Origin of the sequence: Janthinobacterium sp. CG_23.4, from assembly GCF_029892305.1 — a bacterium.
Lineage (GTDB): Bacteria > Pseudomonadota > Gammaproteobacteria > Burkholderiales > Burkholderiaceae_D > Janthinobacterium > Janthinobacterium lividum_D.
The window spans coordinates 3846345-3865313 of sequence record NZ_JARXUX010000001.1 but is presented as its reverse complement, the minus strand read 5'-3'; the positions used below and the strand labels follow the sequence as shown (position 1 = coordinate 3865313).

At 62.1% G+C, this 18969-nt stretch carries 16 protein-coding genes; 4 read left to right on the top strand and 12 right to left on the bottom strand.

Features of this window, described 5'->3' with window-relative positions; genetic code table 11:
- Nucleotides 1–5 precede the first annotated feature (5 nt).
- From H4V96_RS17330 to H4V96_RS17285, 10 genes are all read right to left on the bottom strand, one after another.
- The gene (locus tag H4V96_RS17330) at nt 6–1421 is read right to left on the bottom strand and encodes an efflux transporter outer membrane subunit (RefSeq protein WP_280721075.1); all 1416 of its coding nucleotides are present in this window, start codon (nt 1419–1421) and stop codon (nt 6–8) included.
- Between the two features lie 17 nt (nt 1422–1438).
- Nucleotides 1439–2146, bottom strand: a complete 708-nt coding sequence (locus H4V96_RS17325; RefSeq protein ID WP_196854670.1) for a CerR family C-terminal domain-containing protein — start codon at nt 2144–2146, stop codon at nt 1439–1441.
- A gap of 263 nt (nt 2147–2409) precedes the next feature.
- Nucleotides 2410–3771: a response regulator gene (locus tag H4V96_RS17320; protein ID WP_196854671.1), complete on the bottom strand. Its 1362-nt coding sequence runs from the start codon at nt 3769–3771 to the stop codon at nt 2410–2412.
- A 142-nt stretch (nt 3772–3913) separates the two neighbouring features.
- The gene (locus tag H4V96_RS17315; RefSeq protein ID WP_196854672.1) at nt 3914–4648 is read right to left on the bottom strand and encodes a 2OG-Fe dioxygenase family protein; all 735 of its coding nucleotides are present in this window, start codon (nt 4646–4648) and stop codon (nt 3914–3916) included.
- A 105-nt stretch (nt 4649–4753) separates the two neighbouring features.
- Nucleotides 4754–6787 carry a TonB-dependent receptor gene (locus H4V96_RS17310; protein WP_196854673.1) on the bottom strand — a complete coding sequence of 678 codons (2034 nt, stop codon included), beginning with the start codon at nt 6785–6787 and terminating at the stop codon, nt 4754–4756.
- A gap of 19 nt (nt 6788–6806) precedes the next feature.
- Nucleotides 6807–7295: a DUF6702 family protein gene (locus tag H4V96_RS17305; RefSeq protein WP_010401030.1), complete on the bottom strand. Its 489-nt coding sequence runs from the start codon at nt 7293–7295 to the stop codon at nt 6807–6809.
- Nucleotides 7292–9667 carry a M1 family metallopeptidase gene (locus H4V96_RS17300; protein ID WP_196854674.1) on the bottom strand — a complete coding sequence of 792 codons (2376 nt, stop codon included), beginning with the start codon at nt 9665–9667 and terminating at the stop codon, nt 7292–7294. The genes H4V96_RS17305 and H4V96_RS17300 overlap by 4 nt, the downstream gene beginning before the upstream one ends.
- 165 nt (nt 9668–9832) lie before the next feature.
- Complete coding sequence (locus H4V96_RS17295; protein ID WP_070346363.1) at nt 9833–10294, bottom strand: MarR family transcriptional regulator; 462 nt, start codon at nt 10292–10294, stop codon at nt 9833–9835.
- An 83-nt stretch (nt 10295–10377) separates the two neighbouring features.
- A complete protein-coding gene (locus H4V96_RS17290) occupies nt 10378–11196 on the bottom strand; it encodes a TIM barrel protein (protein WP_196854675.1) in 819 nt (272 codons plus the stop codon).
- Nucleotides 11196–12035 carry a phytanoyl-CoA dioxygenase family protein gene (locus H4V96_RS17285; RefSeq protein WP_196854676.1) on the bottom strand — a complete coding sequence of 280 codons (840 nt, stop codon included), beginning with the start codon at nt 12033–12035 and terminating at the stop codon, nt 11196–11198. Before H4V96_RS17285 ends, H4V96_RS17290 begins: the two co-directional genes overlap by 1 nt.
- 229 nt (nt 12036–12264) lie before the next feature.
- Between H4V96_RS17285 and H4V96_RS17280 the strand changes: the two genes are divergently transcribed.
- Nucleotides 12265–13224 (top strand): LysR family transcriptional regulator, encoded by a 960-nt coding sequence (locus H4V96_RS17280; RefSeq protein WP_043462657.1) that lies wholly within the window; start codon nt 12265–12267, stop codon nt 13222–13224.
- 3 nt (nt 13225–13227) lie between these two features.
- Here the strand turns inward: H4V96_RS17280 and H4V96_RS17275 are convergent, their stop codons facing one another.
- Nucleotides 13228–14298, bottom strand: a complete 1071-nt coding sequence (locus H4V96_RS17275) for a hypothetical protein (protein ID WP_070346365.1) — start codon at nt 14296–14298, stop codon at nt 13228–13230.
- A 254-nt stretch (nt 14299–14552) separates the two neighbouring features.
- On the opposite strand from H4V96_RS17275, the gene H4V96_RS17270 reads away from it, so the two are divergent.
- The 3 genes from H4V96_RS17270 (at nt 14553) to H4V96_RS17260 (ending at nt 16741) form a co-directional block, all read left to right on the top strand.
- Nucleotides 14553–14999, top strand: coding sequence for a hypothetical protein (locus H4V96_RS17270; protein ID WP_029496626.1), 447 nt, complete (start codon nt 14553–14555; stop codon nt 14997–14999).
- A gap of 241 nt (nt 15000–15240) precedes the next feature.
- On the top strand, nt 15241–16227 hold the full coding sequence (locus tag H4V96_RS17265; RefSeq protein WP_196854677.1) for a hypothetical protein: 987 nt from the start codon (nt 15241–15243) through the stop codon (nt 16225–16227).
- A 184-nt stretch (nt 16228–16411) separates the two neighbouring features.
- Nucleotides 16412–16741, top strand: a complete 330-nt coding sequence (locus H4V96_RS17260) for a hypothetical protein (protein WP_029496624.1) — start codon at nt 16412–16414, stop codon at nt 16739–16741.
- Nucleotides 16742–16792: 51 nt separating this feature from the next.
- On the opposite strand, the gene H4V96_RS17255 is transcribed toward H4V96_RS17260, so the two are convergent.
- Complete coding sequence (locus tag H4V96_RS17255) at nt 16793–18802, bottom strand: GGDEF domain-containing protein (protein WP_280721074.1); 2010 nt, start codon at nt 18800–18802, stop codon at nt 16793–16795.
- Nucleotides 18803–18969: the final 167 nt, after the last annotated feature.

The window sequence follows — 18969 nt, the reverse complement described above, 5'->3', positions numbered from 1 at the left end:
ATCCGTCAGGGGGCGTTGTGGGCGATGGCGTTGCTGCTGTTCCAGCCGCCGCCGGCGGCGCGGTACAGCGCTACCCAGGCGGCGCTGCGTTCGCGTTCCAGGTTGAGTGCGGTGTTTTCGGCGGCCAGGCGCGTGCGGCGCGCGTCTTCCAGTTCGATCAGGCTGGCCAGGCCATTTTTGTAGCGGTCCTCGGTGGCGACGAACGATACGCGGTAGCCTTCCAGGGCGGCTTTCGCGTGGCCGCTGCGCTCGTCCGTGCTGGCCAGGTTGACCAGCGCCTCTTCCACTTCGCGCACTGCCTGGCGCACGCCGGCGCGGTATTTCAGCACGGCTTGAGCGTAGCGCGCCGTCGCGGCATCGACCTCGGCGAGGCGCCTGCCACCGTCGAAGATGGGCAGGCTGACGGCCAGCGGGCCGATGCTCCAGGTGCTGGCCGTGATGCTGCTGCCGCCAGCGCGGATATTGCCCTTGCCGATGGCGCCGGCCAGGCTCAGACGGGGATAGCGCTGCGCCTGTGCGCCGCGCACTTCGAAGCTGGCCGCCGCCACTTCGCGTTCGGCGCTGTAGATGTCGGGACGCTGGGCCAGGGTTTGTGCCGGTAGTTGCGCAATCGCCACGGGCGAGGGCGCAACAAAGGGGCTGGCCGCCAGCTTCTGGCGCAGCGTTGGTTCCGGCATGGACGACAAGGCCACCAGCGCCTTGATATTCACATCGCAGGCGGCGCGCTGTTCGATGGCGCGGCTGGCGCCGTCGGCAGCGCTGGCACGGGCCAGGGCGGCGTTGGCGGGCGGCTGGAAGCCGGCGCCGGCGCTCAGTTGCGTCAGTCGTGCCGAGTCGCGGCGCGAAACGGCATCCTGTTCGGACACCGCTTGCAACTGCTGGCAGGTGCGCAAGGCATAGTACTGGTTCGCCACTTCCGCAGCCACCGAGACGCGTGCTTCATGCCAGAGCGCGCGGGCGCTGTCGTAGCGTTCCTGCGCCGCATCGCGCGTGGCGCGCGCGGCCCCAAACACATCGATTTCCCATGACGCCTGCAAGGCCGCCTGCGAGGTGGTGCCGCTGGGCTGGGCCGATTGCTGGCTGGTGCGCAACACGCTGCCTGTGGCGTCGAGTGCGGGCGCCAGCCTGGCGCCGCTGGCGATTCTGTCTGCGCGCGCCTGCACGATGCGCGTGCCGGCGGCGGCGATGGTCGGGCTGGCCTGCTGCGCGTCGGTGATCAATTCCACCAGCAGGCTGTCGCCCTGGCCCTGCCACCAGTTGGCCAGGTCCGTCAGCTTGCCATTGTGCGGCAGCGATGCCTGCCACTGCGCGGGTGCGCCCGGTGCCACCGCTGCGGGTGGGGCTTGCAGAGCGCAACCACCTAGCGCCAGCACGATGCCGGCTGCCAGTGTGCGTTGAGCGGTGCCTCGAATAGTCGTCATGCGGGTCCTTCTGCTTGTCATTGAGCGGTGGGGGGAGAGGGAGGAATGGCCAGGCGCTGGCGCTCCACGTTGGCCATGGCCAGCGCGTAGTCGGTCATGCGCGCCAGCCAGATGTCGATGGCCTGTGGCGATTCCAGCAGTTGCGGACGCAAGGTTTGCAGCACCTCAGTGCCCACCATGTGCTGCAGGGCCAGTGAAGCGATGGAAAAAGCCAGGCGATGCATGTCGTCGCTGTTGTCGGGCGCACCCAAGTGGCGCGCCAGCACACGCGTGAGCGCTTCATGCTCGGGGCGGATGTTCTGGTCGATTTCGCGTGCCCACAGACCCGTCGGTTCGAGCATTTCGCGGCACCACAGGCGCATGCAGTCGCGCGCGATTTCTCCCTGCTGCATGGGGGCGAGCAATTGCGCATAAAAGCCTTCGAGGCTTTGGCGCAGGGTGAAATGGGGCTGCTCGTACAGAGCGATATTGTCTTGCGGATTCGAAGATTGCTGGGCGAAGGCGGCGCGGTACAGGCCCGCCTTGTCGCCAAAATAGTAGCGGATGGCGGCCGCGTTCGTGCCAGCTGCCTGTGCCAGTTCGCGCGTAGAGGTCTTGGCGTAGCCCTGTTCGGCAAACAGGCGGATGGCACTGTGCAGCAGTCGCTCGCGCGATTGCTCACCATCGGAGCGAGGCTTGCGCCCGTCGTCGGCATGTGTTGCTGGGGAAGTATTTTTTTCAAGCATGCCAGAGATTTAAACAAATATCTCAAGCGTTTGATATAACTAAATCGCTTGATTTAGTTAAGGAGAGAGGACGATGATGGAAAGCGCAGGCAAAAAAAAGCCCGCTGTTGCATGTGCGGGCTAAATCCAATGTTCGGAGAACAAATTGGAGGAGACAGTTCTACTATAGCGCTAAAAATGGTGCGCTGCAATACGGTAGAACTACTGTGTGGATCTATCTAGAATGTCAAAAGATTAAAATTTATGTTGCGGCGCACAGACGCTCAGGCTTTGCTGCGCAGGGCCAGCGTAAAGGTGCTGCCCGAGCCGTAGTCGCTGTTGAAAAACAGGGTCCCGCCGATGGCGTTGGCCAGGTTCTGGCACAGGTACAGACCCAGTCCCGCGCCTTCCACGTGGCGTGTGGAAGTGGAATCGAGCTGCGAGAAGGCCTGGAACAGCTTGACCTGGTCTTCTTCCTTGATGCCGGCGCCACTGTCGGCGATGCTCAGTTCCGTCACCAGCACGCCGTCATCCTCGCGCTGGGACAGGCTGATGCGCACCGTACCGTGTTCGGTGAACTTGATGGCGTTGTTAAGCAGGTTGATGAGGATTTGCGTCAACGCGCGGCGGTCCGTGTCGATGATGACAGGCGGGCTGCCTGCTGCTCCCAGTGTCATTTCCAAGGCCAGGCCTTTTTGCTGGGCCAGCGGGCGCAAGGTGTCGGACACTTCGGCCATCAGCTCCTGGCAGTGCACGGGTTCGATCGACAAGGTCAGCTTGCCAGCTTCGATCTTGGCCACGTCGAGGATGTCGTTGATCAGCGAGAGCAGATGGCGCGCGCTGGCGCGGATGGTGTTGAGCTGCTTGTCCTGGTCGGACGTCAGGGGGCCGGGTAATTTCATCAGCAGCGCGCCGGTGAACCCAATGATGGCGTTCAGGGGCGTACGCAGTTCATGCGACATATTGGCGATGAAGGCCGACTTCATGCGGCTCGCTTCGGCCAGCTCCAGGTTCTTCAGCGCGATTTCGCGGTTGATGGTTTCCAGTTCGGCCGCATGGTGCGCCAGGCGCATGTTCAGCTCGATCACCTGGCGTTCGCGCGCCTGCAGTTCGCCGTTGACCTGTACTGCCTGTTCATACGTGGAAATGAGCAAATCGAGGATTTGCTGGCGTTCTGCATTGATGAAATGCTTCTGCTCGCCCAGGTACAGGGCGATGCCGATTTCCACGTTCTGGTTCTTGCGCAGTTTCTGGTTCATCAGCATGTGGCTGATGCGGTTGAGCAGGTAGTCTTCCGCGTAGGGCTTGCGGATAAAATTGTCGGCGCCACACTCGATGCCGCGGATGATGTCCTTTGGGTCGTTGAGCGAGGTGACGAGGATGACGGGAATGTCACGCAGGGTAGGGTCGGACTTGATGGCGCGGCACAGGTCGTAGCCATTCATTTCAGGCATGACAATATCGGACAGCACCAGGTGCGGCTTGCGCTCGCGGATGGCGGCCAGGGCCAGTTGCCCATTCGCCGCCACGCGCACATTGTAGTGCAGCGACTGGATCAGGCGGCGCAAGCGCTCCGCCTGGGTCGGGCTGTCCTCGACGATCAGGATCTCGATTTCGCCAGGCTTGATGTGATTGTTGGAGTCCACAGACCTCTCCTAGAATTTCAGTGTGGTGATGCTAGGCGCGGCGAGCGCGCAAGATCGACATCTTGCGACTATATCGGATTTAAGTTTGTAAAAGTAACTTCCCAGTGACTATTTTGGCCACGGGGAAGGTTGCCGCCATCTGTTAATTCTCGCCCTGGAACTGGCCAGCGCGATAGGTCAGCACGAGCGTATCGCGGTGGCCATGGTCACCGATGGGCTGGATCGGCGTCGATTCGTGGATCACGTTCGCATCGTCGAGCAGCAGCAGTGACCAAGGTTCGGTCAGGGTAAAGCGCTTGCCGTTGGGACCATGGGCTTCGAAGATGCGCGTCTCGCCGCCCTTGACCTGTGCGCGCCCGATCAGCAGAACGGCGACGAAATCGACACCGTCGCGGTGTGCGCCTTCCGGTGTTGGGCGACCGATGCCATCGGTCGTATCGATGCGGAACTGGTGCGCCTCGATGAACCACGCTTGCTTGCCCTTGACTTGCGAGCAGGCGTCACCGAGCGCACGGATCAGCTGTTGCCAGGCTGCTTGCGCGACGATGGCCGGCTCGATTGGCTCGAACAGGCGGTGCATGCCGCCGTGCAGGGCGTTGTATTCGACTGGCTGCCAGTGCGGGCGATGCGCTGTCTGTGTCAGATGCGCGCCATCTTGCACGAAGCACGAGTGGCGCCGGCGGCGATAGCGGCCGCCATCTTTCAGGTAATTGTCCAGCGCCAGGCTGTTCCAGCTGGGCTCGAGCGCACGCAGTGCGGCCAGCGGGCAGCCTGCCAGCGCCGCCACGTCCTGCGGGCGCAGGACGGCGTAGCCGTTATCGCGCAAGGCGTCCTTGATGCAAGACGGGTCGGTAAAGATCGGTGCGGAAGTGCTCATGGCGGTGCGGGCCGGGTCGCGGCCTGTATCAGTTTATCCAGCCTGGCATTCTACGACTTCGCGGCAACTCTTGTGTTACGTCCAGCAGGAATTATGTTTGTTGAGCTAAAAATTCTTTAGCAGTGTCAGGCGCAGCGAGCGCGATTCCACCGGATGGAAGTGGATATCGTCGACTGGCTGCGCCTCGCCGGGCAGGCGCGAGGCATAGTAGTAATCGATGGCCGAGTCGCGCCGGTTAGCCAGGTTGTAGCCTTCGACTTCCACGCGCAAGGTCTTGTCGATCTGGTAGGCGATGCGCCCATTCAAGCCCACGCTGGCCCTCGAGCGCACGCTGTTATCTTCAATCAGAGGGCGCGGGCCAAAGTAGCGCAGGCGCAAAGAGCCTGACCATGGCCCGCGCGGCGTCAGCGTCATGGCCAGCTGGGCCACGCCTTCGATGGCGCCGGCAATGAAGTCGCCCGCCGGGTCGCTGCCGCGCGAGCGTGCCCGCGCATATGCCAGGTCAAGGTCCAGCGATAGCCAGCTGGCCGCCTTGTAGTAGCTGGAAAACTCGATGCCGTAGCGCCGGCTCGGGCGGCCCGCCTCGGTGGCACCGGCGTCGCCGATGAACAGCAGCTCGGAATCGAAGTCCAGGCGGTACAGCGACAGCGATGTTTGCAGACCGGCGATGGCGCTGCTGCGCAGGCCAAGTTCCAGGGCGCGCGAGCGCACCAGTGGCGTGACCCTATCTGCCGCCTGGCCCGTCTTCGGGTCGAGCGTAATGGTCGTGCCGCGCGCGTCGTTGCTGTGAAAACCATTGCCTATGTTGATATACGCCTCCGTTTCGCGCCAGGGGCCGACGATCACGCTCAGGCTGGGACTGAACAAATGGTCGCTGGCCTGCCCCGAATTGGCGGCGCGGTCGCTGCGTACGTCGAAGCGGTAGGCGTCCGCCCGCAGGCCGGCCACGCTGCGCAGCCAGGGCGACCAGCGCGTGCTGTTTTCGCCATACACGCCCAGGCTCGATTCGACGATGTGGTCTTGTCGCGTGCGCGACACGATTTGCCGCTGGCGCGTGTTGTACAAGCCATTGTGGATGTTGTCGTTCTGTAGCTGCAGACCGATGCTGGTATCGCTGCTGCCCTTGTCCGTGTGGTGGTGCCAGGTGTGGCTGGCCTCCAGGCCGGCCGTCACGCGCCGATCGGGCTGGGCGAACTGGTCGCCGTTATCCGGGTCGTCCATCGCATACGTGAAATTCGAGTACAGGGCCAGGCGGTTGGCGATCACATAGGCACTGACCTTGGACGATATATCGTCCGTCGTCTGGCGCCAGGCGCCCGACAAGCTGTAGCGCTGCGCCTTGCCGCCGTCGCTGCCATCGATGGCGTCGAAGCGACCCAGCGTGCCGTCCTGTACTGCGCGCAGCGCAATCTGGTCGGTGGCATGCCAACTGGCGTCGTAGGCCATGGCCGTGACGTTGAAACCGTTGTTGGCATAGCCTTGGCTGTAGCGCAGCACGCCATTGCGTTTGCGGTAGCGGTCCGGCTGCGTGAATGGCCCATCGTTGTGCTGCGCTTCGAGCGCATACAGCACGCTGCCGTCGCCCGCGTCAAACGAGTCGGCCAGCAGGGCGCGGCGAAAGCCGTTTTGCCCCATCCCCATGCTGGCGATGCCCTGCGTCAGTCGGTTCGCATAAATGATGGACGCCGCGCCGGCCGAGGAGAAATCGCCGTGCACCGCCGAATACGGCCCCTTCTTGTAATCGAGGCGCATGGCCAGTTCGGGAATCAGGAAGTTCAGGTCCGTCCAGCCCTGTCCATGACCATGGCTGCGCTGGTTGACGGGCATCTCGTCGACGCTGGTGCGCAAGTCCGTGCCGTGATCGAGGTTGAAGCCGCGCAGATAGAACTGGTTGGCCTTGCCTTCGCCACTATGCTGGCTGGCGATCAGCCCCGGCACGGCTTCGAGCAATTCGCCGGGCCGATAACTGGTACGTGCTGCGAGCTGCTGTTGCGTGACGCTGCCGGCGTTGGCTGCATCGGCCACGCCGAGCTGGTTCATGCGTGAACCGTCGACCAGCACGCGCTGGAAGATGTCGTCAGCGTGGGCGGCGGGTGAAAACAGCGCCGTGAGGAGGAGGGAAAGATAGCGTGGCGTCATGGGTCTGTGGGGGCAAGGCTTAGCGGATCGGCAGTTGCGTATTCTGGCTGTCGAAAATCAGCGTCTGGATCTTGCCGCTATCTTGCACATTGAGGGTATTTCTCTGGCTGGGCAGGAAATCGATCAGCAACTGGTTGTGGATGCGCGTGGCGGGCGCCAGGCGCGTGTGCTCGATTTCCTGGAAGATCACCACGTTGTCTGCATTGACCTTCATGCCGACCCAGTTCAGGCGCAATCGCTTGCCGTCCGGCGCCAGCAGATAAAACTGTTTCTCGACATAGCGTCGCAGGGCCGCTTGGCTATCTTCCTGGCCCAGGTCGAACTGGCGCTGGTACAGTTGCGTCAGTAACGCCTCGACGTCGTGGCTCGTATAGGTGTGTACTACTTCGGTGCTGCCGCTGGCCGCGTTATAGCTGATGTCGGCGATACCCATGTGGAAATTGTGCGCGCCTGCTGCCATGCTGGCGCAGGCCAGCAGGCTTGCCGCGAACGTGCGCCAGCGCTTCACGCCTCGTCGCCTTTGTCCGCGCCGCCATGCTTGCCTTTCAGCGGCGTATTGAAATCGCGCATCAGGTTATCCTTGGGCGACTTCTCGCTCTTGAACAGTTCCAGTCGCGATGGCGTGATCTTGCGCGGCCAGGCGTTGTTGCTGGTGTCGATATCGGCCGTTTCCCAGTACGGGTCCTGCACCAGACCCACCATCGGCTCATCGGTGATGACGACCTTGGTGATCTTTTTTGGTGAGTAGCGCCACACTTCGGCCGGCACGCGCTCGACGTACTTTTTACCGCTTTTCAGTTCGATCTCGAGGATCAGCGGCATGATCATGCCGCCCAGGTTCGACAGGTCGACCAGGTACAGGTGCTTGCCCTGTTTCAGCAAGTCCTTTTCCCACGGTTCCAGGCCCGCCAGCGTTTCGGCGTAGGCATTGCGGTCCTTGTTGGTCACCGTAAAATCGTCGTGCTGGTTGTAGAAATCCTTCAGTTCAGGATGCGCGTCGACACGGCGTGGCATACCCTTGTTGGCGCGGCTCGCAACGGATTCGGGTTGCGCATCCTTCTGCGCCTTTTTCCAGGCTTTTTCCGTTTCCGGATTTTTCGAACTCACGCCATATTCGCTGATACCGTCGATGCTGATGTCGACCGGGTCGGTGGTATAAAACCAGCCGTGCCAGAACCAGTCCAGATCCGTGCCGGAAGCATCTTCCATGGTGCGGAAAAAGTCGGCCGGCGTCGGACGCTTGAATTTCCAGCGCTGCGCATACTCCTTGAAGGCGTAGTCGAACAGTTCGCGCCCGAGTATCGTCTCGCGCAGGATGTTCAGTCCAGCCGCCGGCTTGGCGTAGGCGTTGTTGCCTAACTGTAGCAAGGACTCGGAATTGGTCATGATGGGCACCTGGTCGCGGCTACGCATGTAGTCGACGATGTCGCGCGGCTCGCCGCGCGAGGCCGGATAGTTCTCTTCCCAGGCTTGCTGCGCCAGGTATTGCACGAACGTGTTGAGGCCTTCGTCCATCCACGTCCATTGGCGCTCGTCCGAGTTGATGATCATCGGGTAATAGTTGTGGCCCACCTCGTGGATGATGACGCCAATCAATCCATATTTGGTGCGCTTGGAGTAGCTCAGCTCCCCCGTTTTCTTGTCCTTGACCGGGCGTGGGCCGTTGAAGGAGATCATCGGATATTCCATGCCGCCCACGGGGCCATTGACGGAGATGGCCGTCGGGTACGGGTAGTCTATGCTGTACTTGTTGTATTGTTCGATCGTATGCACGATGGCTTGCGTGCTGTACTTTTCCCACAGCGGATTGCCTTCCTTCGGATAGTAGGACATGGCCATCAGCTTGCTGCCGCCCTTGTTATAGCCCTGCGCGTCCCAGATGAACTTGCGGCTCGAGGCCCAGGCGAAGTCGCGCACGTTCGATGCCTTGAAGTGCCAAGTCTTTTGCGCGCGGCTCACCGTTTTTTCGGCCGCTTCGGCCTCTTTTTGCGTGACGATGATGACAGGCTTGTCGCTGTTGCGGGCCTTTTCCAGGCGCTCGCGCTGTGCACCGGACAGTACATCCTGAGGATTTTGCAGCTCGCCCGTGGCGGCGATGATATGGTCGGCAGGAACCGTCAACTGCACGTCGTAGTCGCCGAATTCCAGCGTGAATTCGCCCGAGCCCAGGAACTGCTTGTGCTGCCAGCCGGCCGCGTCGTAATAGGCTGCCATGCGCGGGAACCACTGTGCCACTTCGAACAGGGCGTTCTTGTCGTCGAAGACTTCATAGCCGGCGCGTCCGCCCAGCACTTTCTGTTCATTGATGCGGTAATCCCACTCGATCTGGAAGACGAAGTCCTGGCCCGGCTTGAGCGCTTGCGGCAGGTCGATGCGCAGCATCGTGCGGTTCACTACATATTTCAATGGCTGGCCATCGGCACCCTTCAGGGCGCGGATATTGAAGCCGCCCTGGAAGTCGCCGCGCGCCAGCATGCTGCGCAAGCCGTCGAACTTCATCGTCTCGTCGCCTGCCGTTTTGGCCCACGCCTGGCGCGATGGCGCGGTGCTCATGCGGCGCGCGTCGGAATCGGGTTTGTAAATATTCTGGTCCAGTTGCAGCCACAGGTAGCCGAGGGTATCGGGTGACTGGTTGTGGTAAGTGATGCTGCCACTGCCGACGATTTCGCGCCTGGCTTCGTCCAGCGTGGCGCGCAGCGTGTAGTCGGCGCGTTGTTGCCAATAGGCGTGGCCCGGCGCTCCGGAGGCGGTGCGGTAGGTATTCGGGGTGGGCAGCACATTGTCGAGTTGGCGGAACTTGTCGTCGAATGGCTCGGCGGCGAAAGCCGAGACGCCAAAGCAGAGAGCCAACGAGGCGACGGAGCCGAAAGGTATGCGCATTTTCACCCTGATGTTGTTGTAAGGAAATAGTAGCAACTATTCTATACGCAGGGTGGGGCCATCCTTGTATCGATTTGTAATAAAGGAAGGCAGCTTTTGCGCCAGCTTTTGCCTACCGCTGTCAGCGCGATGCTTTACCTGATTTTGATCGGTAGATTGGCGTCTTTACTCACTTTTCATCAAACTATCGCGCAACTGGTTTAGTTGTTGCTTCATGTCCACAACTTGTTCCAGGCTGCAGTGGCTGGCCGTCAGGATGGCTTCGGGCAGCAGGGCCGCTGCGTGGCGCAACTGGTCGCCCTGCTGCGTGAGGGAAATGATGACCTGGCGCTCGTCGCTGGCTGCCCGCGCACGCGTCAACAGGCCAGCTTGCTCCATGCGTTTGAGCAGAGGCGTCAGGGTAGCCGAGTCGAGGAACAGGCGCTCGCCCACTTCCGATACCGTCAAGCCGTTGCGTTCCCATAGCACCATCATCACCAGGTATTGCGAATAGGTCAGGCCAAGTTTGCGCAGCAGCTTGCGGTACAGCTTGTTCATGGCGAGCGAGGTCGAGTACAGCGCAAAGCATAGCTGGCTGTCCAGGCGCGGCACCTGGTGCAGCGGGTTGGGGGCGGTGGTGGTATCCATGCGCACAGTATATATAGTGCGCTATTTAATTGCAATGTACGGCGCCGTACCTGGCGATACGGCGCCGTACCGCGTCTATTTACCTAGCCGGCATACCGCGCGCGCAGCAGATGGAGCATGGCGACGTTCTGTTCCCAGGCGTCGGCCACCGGCTGCTGCGTGTAGGGCAGCGTTTGCAGGTATGGCGCGGGGCCGAATTCCGGCGTAAACGTCATGTGTTCGGCGCCGGCCGCACGGCGCATGGCGACGATGGCATCCCACCATGCCAGATGGGCGTCGAGCGCACCCTTTGCTTCTGGCGCGCGGAAGTCGGCCACCTGCGGCCCTTGTGCGTGGCCCACGCGCGCGTGCACATGGCGCACCAGCGGCAGCACCTGCGCCAGGGTCTGTGGCTGGTCTTCCAGCAGCGATTCGCAGGCGCAGCACCAGTGCGACAGGTCGGCCGTCAATGCCAGGTGCGGGTACTGCTGCAGATACGGCAGCAGCAGCATGGGATGGCCGCTGAAGCGGCTGCGGTGGATTTCATGCACGATGGGCACGCCGTGCTTTGCCGCGATGGCAGCGGCTAGGTCGAGCAGTTGCGCGTTCTGCGCCTGGCTGTAATAGTCTTTGCCCGTGTGCGTGTTGACCAGCACGGGGCGCGCCAGGCAGGCGTTTTCCAGCAGTTCGGCCAGGGCGGCGCGGTGCAGGTCAAAATCGCTGTGGAACACGGTTTCCCACTGTGCGGCGATCAGTTTCAGGCCTGCCTTGGCGATACGCTGCGTCCATTCCTCGCGCAGAGCGGCGTCCAGCGGCAGCGACATTTCGATGCCGTCGAAGCCTGCCGTCAGCACTTTGTCGATGAAGACCTCGGGCGACAGGTCGTTATTGCCCCAGTGGGCGGCGTAGATGTCGATGCGCATCAGACGAAGCCCCGCACGGGGAACGCTGCGTCGCGCTGTATCCAGTTATGCTTTGCGTACTCGGTCTGGCCATCGGTGGCGTGCAAGGTATACGCGTGGCGCGAGACGGGCGAGCGGTTTGGCGCGCTGTAATGGGGCAGCAAGCCATGGAAGCAGACCAGTGCGCCGGCCTTCACTTCCAGTGGCACTGCCGTGCTGTCGTCGGGCCAGGGCATGGCATCGAGTTTTTCCACGTGCACGGCGTCGCCGTTGCGGATGAAGCGCTCGTGCAGGGGGCCGCGGTGGCCGCCCGGTTCCGCCCACAGGCAGCCGTTGTCCAGGGTCGCGTCTTCCAGCGCGAACCAGAAGGTGGTCACGCTGATGGGGGTGGTTTCAAAGTAGGTGGCATCCTGGTGCCAGCGCACTTCGCCGCCGATGCCGGGCTGCTTGAAAATATACATCGATTGCCATACCTGGGCGTCTGCCAGGCCCAGGTCGCGCGCCACTTCGGCCAGTTTCGGATCGGCCGAAAAGGCGCGGAAGATGGGGTCGAGGTCATGCATGGCGTGGCCGATCTTGTTGATCGACAGGGACTTGGCCTGTTTCAACTGACCGTCCGGACCGAAGGCTTCTTCCTCGAAGAAGCAGCGGATGGTGTTGTCGGAAGCGAGGAAATAGTCGTTGGTGTTCTTCGCCTGGTCGCGCGTGGTGAAGATGGACTGGCTGACGCTGGGATCGAATTCGTTGACAATCTGCTCGGCGCGCGCGCGCAAGGCGGCGATTTCGTGCGCATTCTTGAAGTCGGGCAGGATAATGTAGCCGTCGCGTTGGTATTGTTCTTGTTGTGATGTAGTCAGCATGGCGTCTCCAGGTTCCGCCTGACATAAGCTACTGCGCCCGCGATTTGCGGCTTGCGAGGCTCACTGTGCTAGAGCACAGCTCCGCTTCTCAGCCACAACTCACTTCCGCTCGCTACGCTTCTGTCAGGCGTTGTTACAAAAAGAAAGATGCCATTGTAGGTGGTGGAGTGGGGGCAAACAATTGCTAGTCGGTTGACAGATTGTCTCAAAAACGAAGACAATTCTTCGCATGGATCAACTAAAAGCGATGGAAATCTTTGTCGAGGTGGCGCGCCAGCGCAGCTTCACCATGGCCGGGCAGCGCCTGGGCCTGACGCGCGCCATGGTCAGCAAGACCATCATGCAGCTGGAGCAGCGCCTGAATGCGCGCCTGCTGCACCGTTCCACGCGCGAAGTGAGCCTGACGGACGCGGGGCGCGCCTACCTGGCGCCCTGCATGGCTACCGTCAGCCAGGCGCAGGAAGCGGCGCGCATGGTGGCGCACGTGGCGCAGGCGGGTGCCGGGGCGGAGCTCGCCGGGCCGCTGCGCATCCAGGCACCATCGAGTTTCGGCAGCGTCTGGCTAGCCGATGCCGTCGCCCGTTTCAGCCTGCTGCACCCGCAGGTGCAGGCCGAGTTATTTGTCGACGACGCCTTGCTCGACCCGATACGCTACGGTTTTGACTTGACTATCCGCGTCGGCGGCATCCCGGACAGCAGCGTGCTGGCCATGCGCCGGCTGGCGCCGTGTCGCGCCGTGCTGTGCGCCAGCCCCGCCTATCTGGCGCAATGGGGCATGCCGCAGGTGCCGCAAGACTTGCTGCAGCATCAGTGTTTGCATTTCAGCCACCTGACCGATGGCACAAATTGGCAGTTCCAGCGTGGAGCAGGAGCGCAGCGCGAAGAGGTGAGCGTGCGCGTGCAGGCAGGTTTTACGGCGAATAACGGGCTGGTGCTGCACCAGGCGGCGCTGCGCGGCCTGGGCATTGTCTATAGCACCACCTTTCTCGCCTGGCGCAAGCTGCTCGATGGCAGCCTGCTACCCGTGCTGTCGGGCTGGGAGCTGCCGTTGAATTACTTGAGCGCCTTGTATCCGGCCAGCCGCCAGCCATCGCCCAAGGTGCGCGCGCTGATCGATTTCCTGGTGGCCCAATACCAGCCCTTGCCGCCGTGGGACCGCGAACTGGAAGCGGCTGGATTTTTCAGCTGAGGCTCAGTTGAAAGCGACGGCTTCCACCGTCCACGCGCCATCGGCGTACACGCGTTCGTCGTCGAGGTAGACGGCCTCGGTGACGGCGAAGATATCGACGTGGTAGCGCGCATCCTTGCGCTTGAACTGGGGCTTGGTGTAGACGCCGTGCTTGGCGCCCAGCGACAAATGGATGCCGCACATGCGTTCGTAGGTGCCGATGTCGTTTACCAGCTGCTCGCGCGAAAAGGCGCGGTTCATGCCGAAGCCCAGTTCGCGTACCCACACTTCGCCCTCATGCGCACGGATGATCTCCAGCATGGCGGTAAATTCCGGCGTGGCCTGCTCGGTGCCCGTCACGCGACCCTTTTCGATGATCAGGGTAATTGGCGTGTCGGGGCGGTTGACCATGAAGTGCGTGTCGCCAAAGACGAAGATGCGCACGCGCCCATTTACCGCTTCCAGGTCTTGCGCTTCCGTAAACACTTCGCCCAGGGGGAACTGGCCGCCAATATTGTTCATGCCGCTGTAGTCGCCGATGTTGAGCTTGGCCGCTTCGAACGGCGAGGCGAACACCAGTTGCTCGCCGCCGCTGTCGAGCATGCCATGGCGGGCGCGGTCGATGCGCGCCTTCAGCGCATGGCCCACGCCGCGATAGTAGGCCGGGTCGTAGGCCAGCGAAGCGATGTAGTGCAGCCCCTGCACGCCGGGCATGCGTGATAAATGCACGTGTTCGATCACTTTCAGGCCCCGCTTGAACAGTTCGATGCGGATGCGGAACGCTTCCAGGCGGAAGCTGGTCGACTGTATCAGCACGACGAGGCTGCCGGCGGGCAGTTCGGCGAACGCGGCCAGCACGGCGTCGGGCGTGACGTCGTCGAAATCGATGAGAGTCGCGTCCGGCAAGGCTAGGTGATACGCTTGCGTCAACACGACATTGAGCCAGCTGCGCTTGTCGCAGACGATCAACGCCGGTTCATCCGGGCGGTGACAGATTGCCATGGCCAGCAGGTCGGCCACGTTTTGCGCGGCCACTTCGGTGGCGGCGGTGCTGATGGCATCGAGCCGGCTGGTGTCATTGTCGGGAAGCGTCATGGTGCGGAGGTGTCCGGCGTAAAGTAAGGGCTGTATTATAAAGTGATTGCGGCAGGCTACACGATTGCCCATCCGGTGTAGGGCCTGTGGCTGCGGTGTTCCTGATTATCTTGTATAGTGCTTTATCGCAATGTATTATTTAATACACAGCTTGAAAGTGAGCAGTCGCAGCGGCAAAGGTACGCCTGTGCCGGCCGCGCTTTCAGTAATGCAGGGACAATAAGCCTACAGACGATGACTAAGAGTGTGAAGTGATGAGCATAATCGGACAAGATATTCCCATGGAGCGGCCCGATACGGATGGGCGCGCTGCCGTGTTCGTTCCCGTCACTGGCGTCAAGGAAGATGTCCTGCTGACCATACGCAAGAGTGCGGCGATCGTTGGCTTTGCCAATCACGACCGCACCGTCACGGTGTATTTTGAAAGCAACCGCTTCGACGACCCGCTGCTGGCCAAGTGGGAGCAAAAGGCGCGCAAGGCTTACGACCGCCTGGTCGAGAACGCGCCCACCGTCTCCAAGCTGACCACCAGCCCCGCCAATTTCGAGCAGATCGGCTACATCAATGGCAAGGGCATTACCATCCGTCGTATGGAAAGCCTGCAACGCTGGCTCGCCTATTCGGACGCGATGGATACTTGCCCGGCAACCGATATCATTGCGCGCACGGTGATTGCAAAAGTTGATCCCGTCAAGGCCTAAGAGCGGCTGACAAAATGCTGAGGGCGTTGCTCGCTGGCGCTGAACATTTGCTCTGCCGTTTTCGGCGACTCGCCGCAAGCGACGACAATATCGGCTCTGTCCCCCTATTGACGGGAGACAGAGCCATTTTTTTGATCGCTATCCTTGCCTTGGAACTCCCTGCGGGTGTGTCGTTGCGGTGCGCGCGTAAGGTAATATTGCGGCAGAACGCAGTGGAATGACTCCAGGAAAAGGTTGTAATGTGCTTCAAACAGTGAATGATGTTTGCATTAACGCCGCTTGCGGTGGCACCTTGCTGCTGCGCGTGGCGTATTGTCCGTTTTGCGGCGCGCGCCAGGTGGCGCAAGTGCCAGTTCTGGAGCAAGCTGCGGCGCCACCACTGCCGCGCGTGCCGCCGCCACTGCCGCGCGTGCCGCCGCCGGTACCCGTCGCTGCGCCTGTCCCTGCTGCTACTCCTGCGCCTATCCCTGCACCTGTCCCCGCAGCTATTGCTGCGCCCAAGCCTGCCTTTGTGCCCAAGCCCGCCTCGCCAGCACCGCCTGCTGCGCCAGCCAAGGCGCCGCCCGCGAAATCGGTCGCCCGGGCTTCTGTGCCGCCGCCGCGCCCGCCCGTGCGCTTGCGCACGTGGATCGCTGCTGCCGTGGTGCTGATTGGTATCTGGTTCTTCAACAAGCCCGCCGACCCGCCGGCCAGCGTGGCGCAGCAGGTGGAGGCCGCCACTGCGCTGGCGCTGCAGTGCGACCTTGACGGGGCGCGTAGTGCGCTGGCCGTACTGAAAAGCGCCAAGGCACCGGCCGCGCATATCAAGCGTTTGCAGGCGAGCATCACCAAGTCTGCTGCCGCCTGTGACAGGCAACAGCAGCGGGCGCAGGCATGGCCGGCGTTGCAGGACAGCGTCAAGCAGGCGCTCGGTGCGGGCAAGGCCGATTTGGCCGCCACGCGCCTGGCCGTCTATGTGAAACGTTGGGGCGACGATCCCGACACCGTGGAACTCGATGCCAAGGTGAAAGTGGCGCAAGCGAGCATCCGGCTCGATGCGGCCGACGCTTGCCTTGCCAAGGGCGACCGGATCTGCCTGGAAACTAGCCTGACCGCTGCCGAACGCTACAAGCGGCCGGAACTGGCGGCGCGCACGCAGGCGCTGCGCACGGCGCTGTCGCAACTGCTCGAGCGTTCGCTGCTGGACGCGGTCCCGGTCGCGGTCCCGGTCCCGGCCCCGGCCCAGTAGTGCAAAGCAAGGCGCTTGTCCTGCCGGCTCGGCGCGAAAAGCAGCTTGAAAATGCAAGATACCATTGCTTACAACTACGCCATAAAGGCCTGTTTTTATGTGCGTTAGCGTACGCTAGATAATCTTAGGCAGGTGTATATTGCGCATTGATCTGTGTCTTTTGATAACAATGAAAGGGAATATCATGCAAGCAAGCAAAAAATGGATGAGCGTATGCGCCGCCGCGATGATGGTTGTGTCTCTGGCTGCCTGCCAGAAGCAAAGCGATGTCGCCGCAGGTCCTGCGCAACAAGCTGGCCAGAAGATCGATGCGGCCGCTGCCAAGGCTGAAGCCGACATCAAGGCTGCCGCTAGCAAGGCCGACGCTGCCGTGAGCCAGGCGACTGCCGATACGGGTGCCAAGATGGATCAGATCGCCGCTGACGCCGACAAGAAAATGAGCGAAGCGGCTGATGCCGTCGGCAAGAAAGTGGAAAAAGCCGGCGAAAAGATGCAGGACGCCGCGCACAAGTAATCTGCGTAATCACTGCGCCCGGGCTGGCTGCTGCCGGCCCGGCTCGCGTATCTACCGTCCAGTGATGGCTGGTGCGGCGACGCCGTCGTTGGCGCTAGCCTGCCTGCCATGCGCCGCCGTCGCTGTATCGGCAGCGTCCATGCCGTCGGTACTGCCCAGTACCACGCTCAAATCCACAAAGCCGTCGCGCCACGCGCGCTCCAGGTCTTGCTCCACCGCTTCCAGCGTCGTTTTTTCCACCTGCTGGAAGGCGCGCAAGCCGTAGGCCCGGTTGCGCCCGTGCGCCTTGGCCAGGTATAGCGCCATATCGATCAGGTTGACGCTGCGTTCCCACGTCAGTTGCCGCCCGAGCGGTGCCAGCGGATAGGGGGCAAAGCCGACGGATACGTGTACCGTGATGGCTTGTCCCTGGTAATGGATCACTTGCGCAGCCATGCCGTTGAGGATACGCCGTGCAATATCGTCGAGTCCGTCGCGCGCGACGGCAGGCAGGAAGGCGAGGAATTCCTCGCCGCCCCAGCGCACGATCATGTCTGTTTCGCGCAACACCTCGTGCAAGGTTTCGGCGATCGTCGTCAGCACCATGTCGCCTGCCGCATGGCCGTAGCGGTCATTGATGTGCTTGAAATGGTCCACATCGAGCAGGAACAGCGCACCCACGATATCGGTGCCGCCGTAGCCCTGCTGCGCCTTGCCCGCATGGCTGCGCATGAATTCCTGGAAATGGCGGCGGTTGTACAGGGCCGTCAGCGGGTCACGCGAGCTTTGGCGCTTGAGTTCCTGGTTCTTGACTTTCAGCTGCACATTCGCATGGTGCACTTTGCGGTACAGCAAGCCGACGATGACGGACGCCATGGCCAGCACCAGTGCCAGCAACCACCACACGCGCTGCTGCAGGCGGCGATTGTCGATTTCGGTGCTCTTGAGCTGATTTTCGCGGCTCAGCAGCTCGATCTGGCGCTGCTTCTTCTCCGCTTCATATTTTTCTTGTAATTCATACACGGCCTTTTGCCGCTGCTTCTCGAACAGCTGGTTGGAAATGCCCCGCTCGCGGTGGTACGCCGTGACGGCGCCACGCAGGTCGCCGGCCTTTTCCAGCGCCATGCCGTATTCCAGCAGCACGGCCTGCATGTCTGGCTGATTAGCCGTGCGTTCGTAGTAGGCCAGGCCCGTGGCCACGCTTTGCTTGCCTTCCTGTAAGCGTCCCTGGCCGATCAGCGCCTGGCCGATATTGAGGCGCGCCGTCGCTTCCACTTGTTCATCGTTGACCAGGCGACCCGCGTCGATGGCTTCATTCGCATAACGCAGAGTGCGCGCGTAGTCGCCTTCCTTCAGATAGCTGTCCGACAGATTGACGAGGGTAACGGCCGCCATGGCGCGGGCGCCCAGCTGGCGTTCCAGCGCCAGGGCTGCCAGCAGGGCGCGCTGGCCCCGTTGCGGCTGTTGCGCCGACAGTGCCAGCCCGTATTCCGTGTTCTTCGCCTGCGCCATGCGGCCCGGAGATTCCAGGGTGGCGGAGACGGCCAGCAGCTCGTCGAGCACTTCGAAGCCCTTGTCGTACTCGCGCAGCTGCGTGTATAGCACCGTGAGGGCATTTAGGGCGGCGGCCAGGCTGTAGGGGGAATTGCTCTGGCGCGCCAGGTCGACGGCCGCCTGCAGCTTGGTCAGCGCGAACGGGAAATTGCCTTCCTCGGCCCACGACTGGCCCGCGCTGATGGTCGCTTGCACGCGCACGGGCAGGTCGTCCGTACGGTTGGCGATCTTTTCCGCCTCGAACGCCAGCAGATGCGAGGCGTTGCGTTCGTTCCGGGCAAACGTGATGTACGCCTTGCAAAGTAGGCCTTTCGCCAGCGCCACGTCGTTCTTGTTCTGGCGGGCATAGGCGATCAGCTCCTCGGCCACCTGCATGGCAACCTTGTTTTGCCCCAGTCGCATGTGCACGGTACTGAGTTGGGTAAGGAATTCCGCGCGCACTGGCAGGGGAGCGCTGCGCGCCTGTGTTTCTATCTCTTGCAGGTGCTGCAGGGCGCGCGCAGGAACGAAGCGGCCATCTTCACGCACGGCGGCGATATGCTGCTCAAGGTTGCCGACCTGAGTTTGAGCCGGAGCTTGAGCCGGAGCCGGAGCTTGAGCCTGAGCAGCAGGCGTCAGCAGGCAGGCCAGTGCTAACAGCCAATGCGCCTTGCGCCACGATGCCCCTTTCTGTCTGTCTGCCAAAGTCCCCCCCC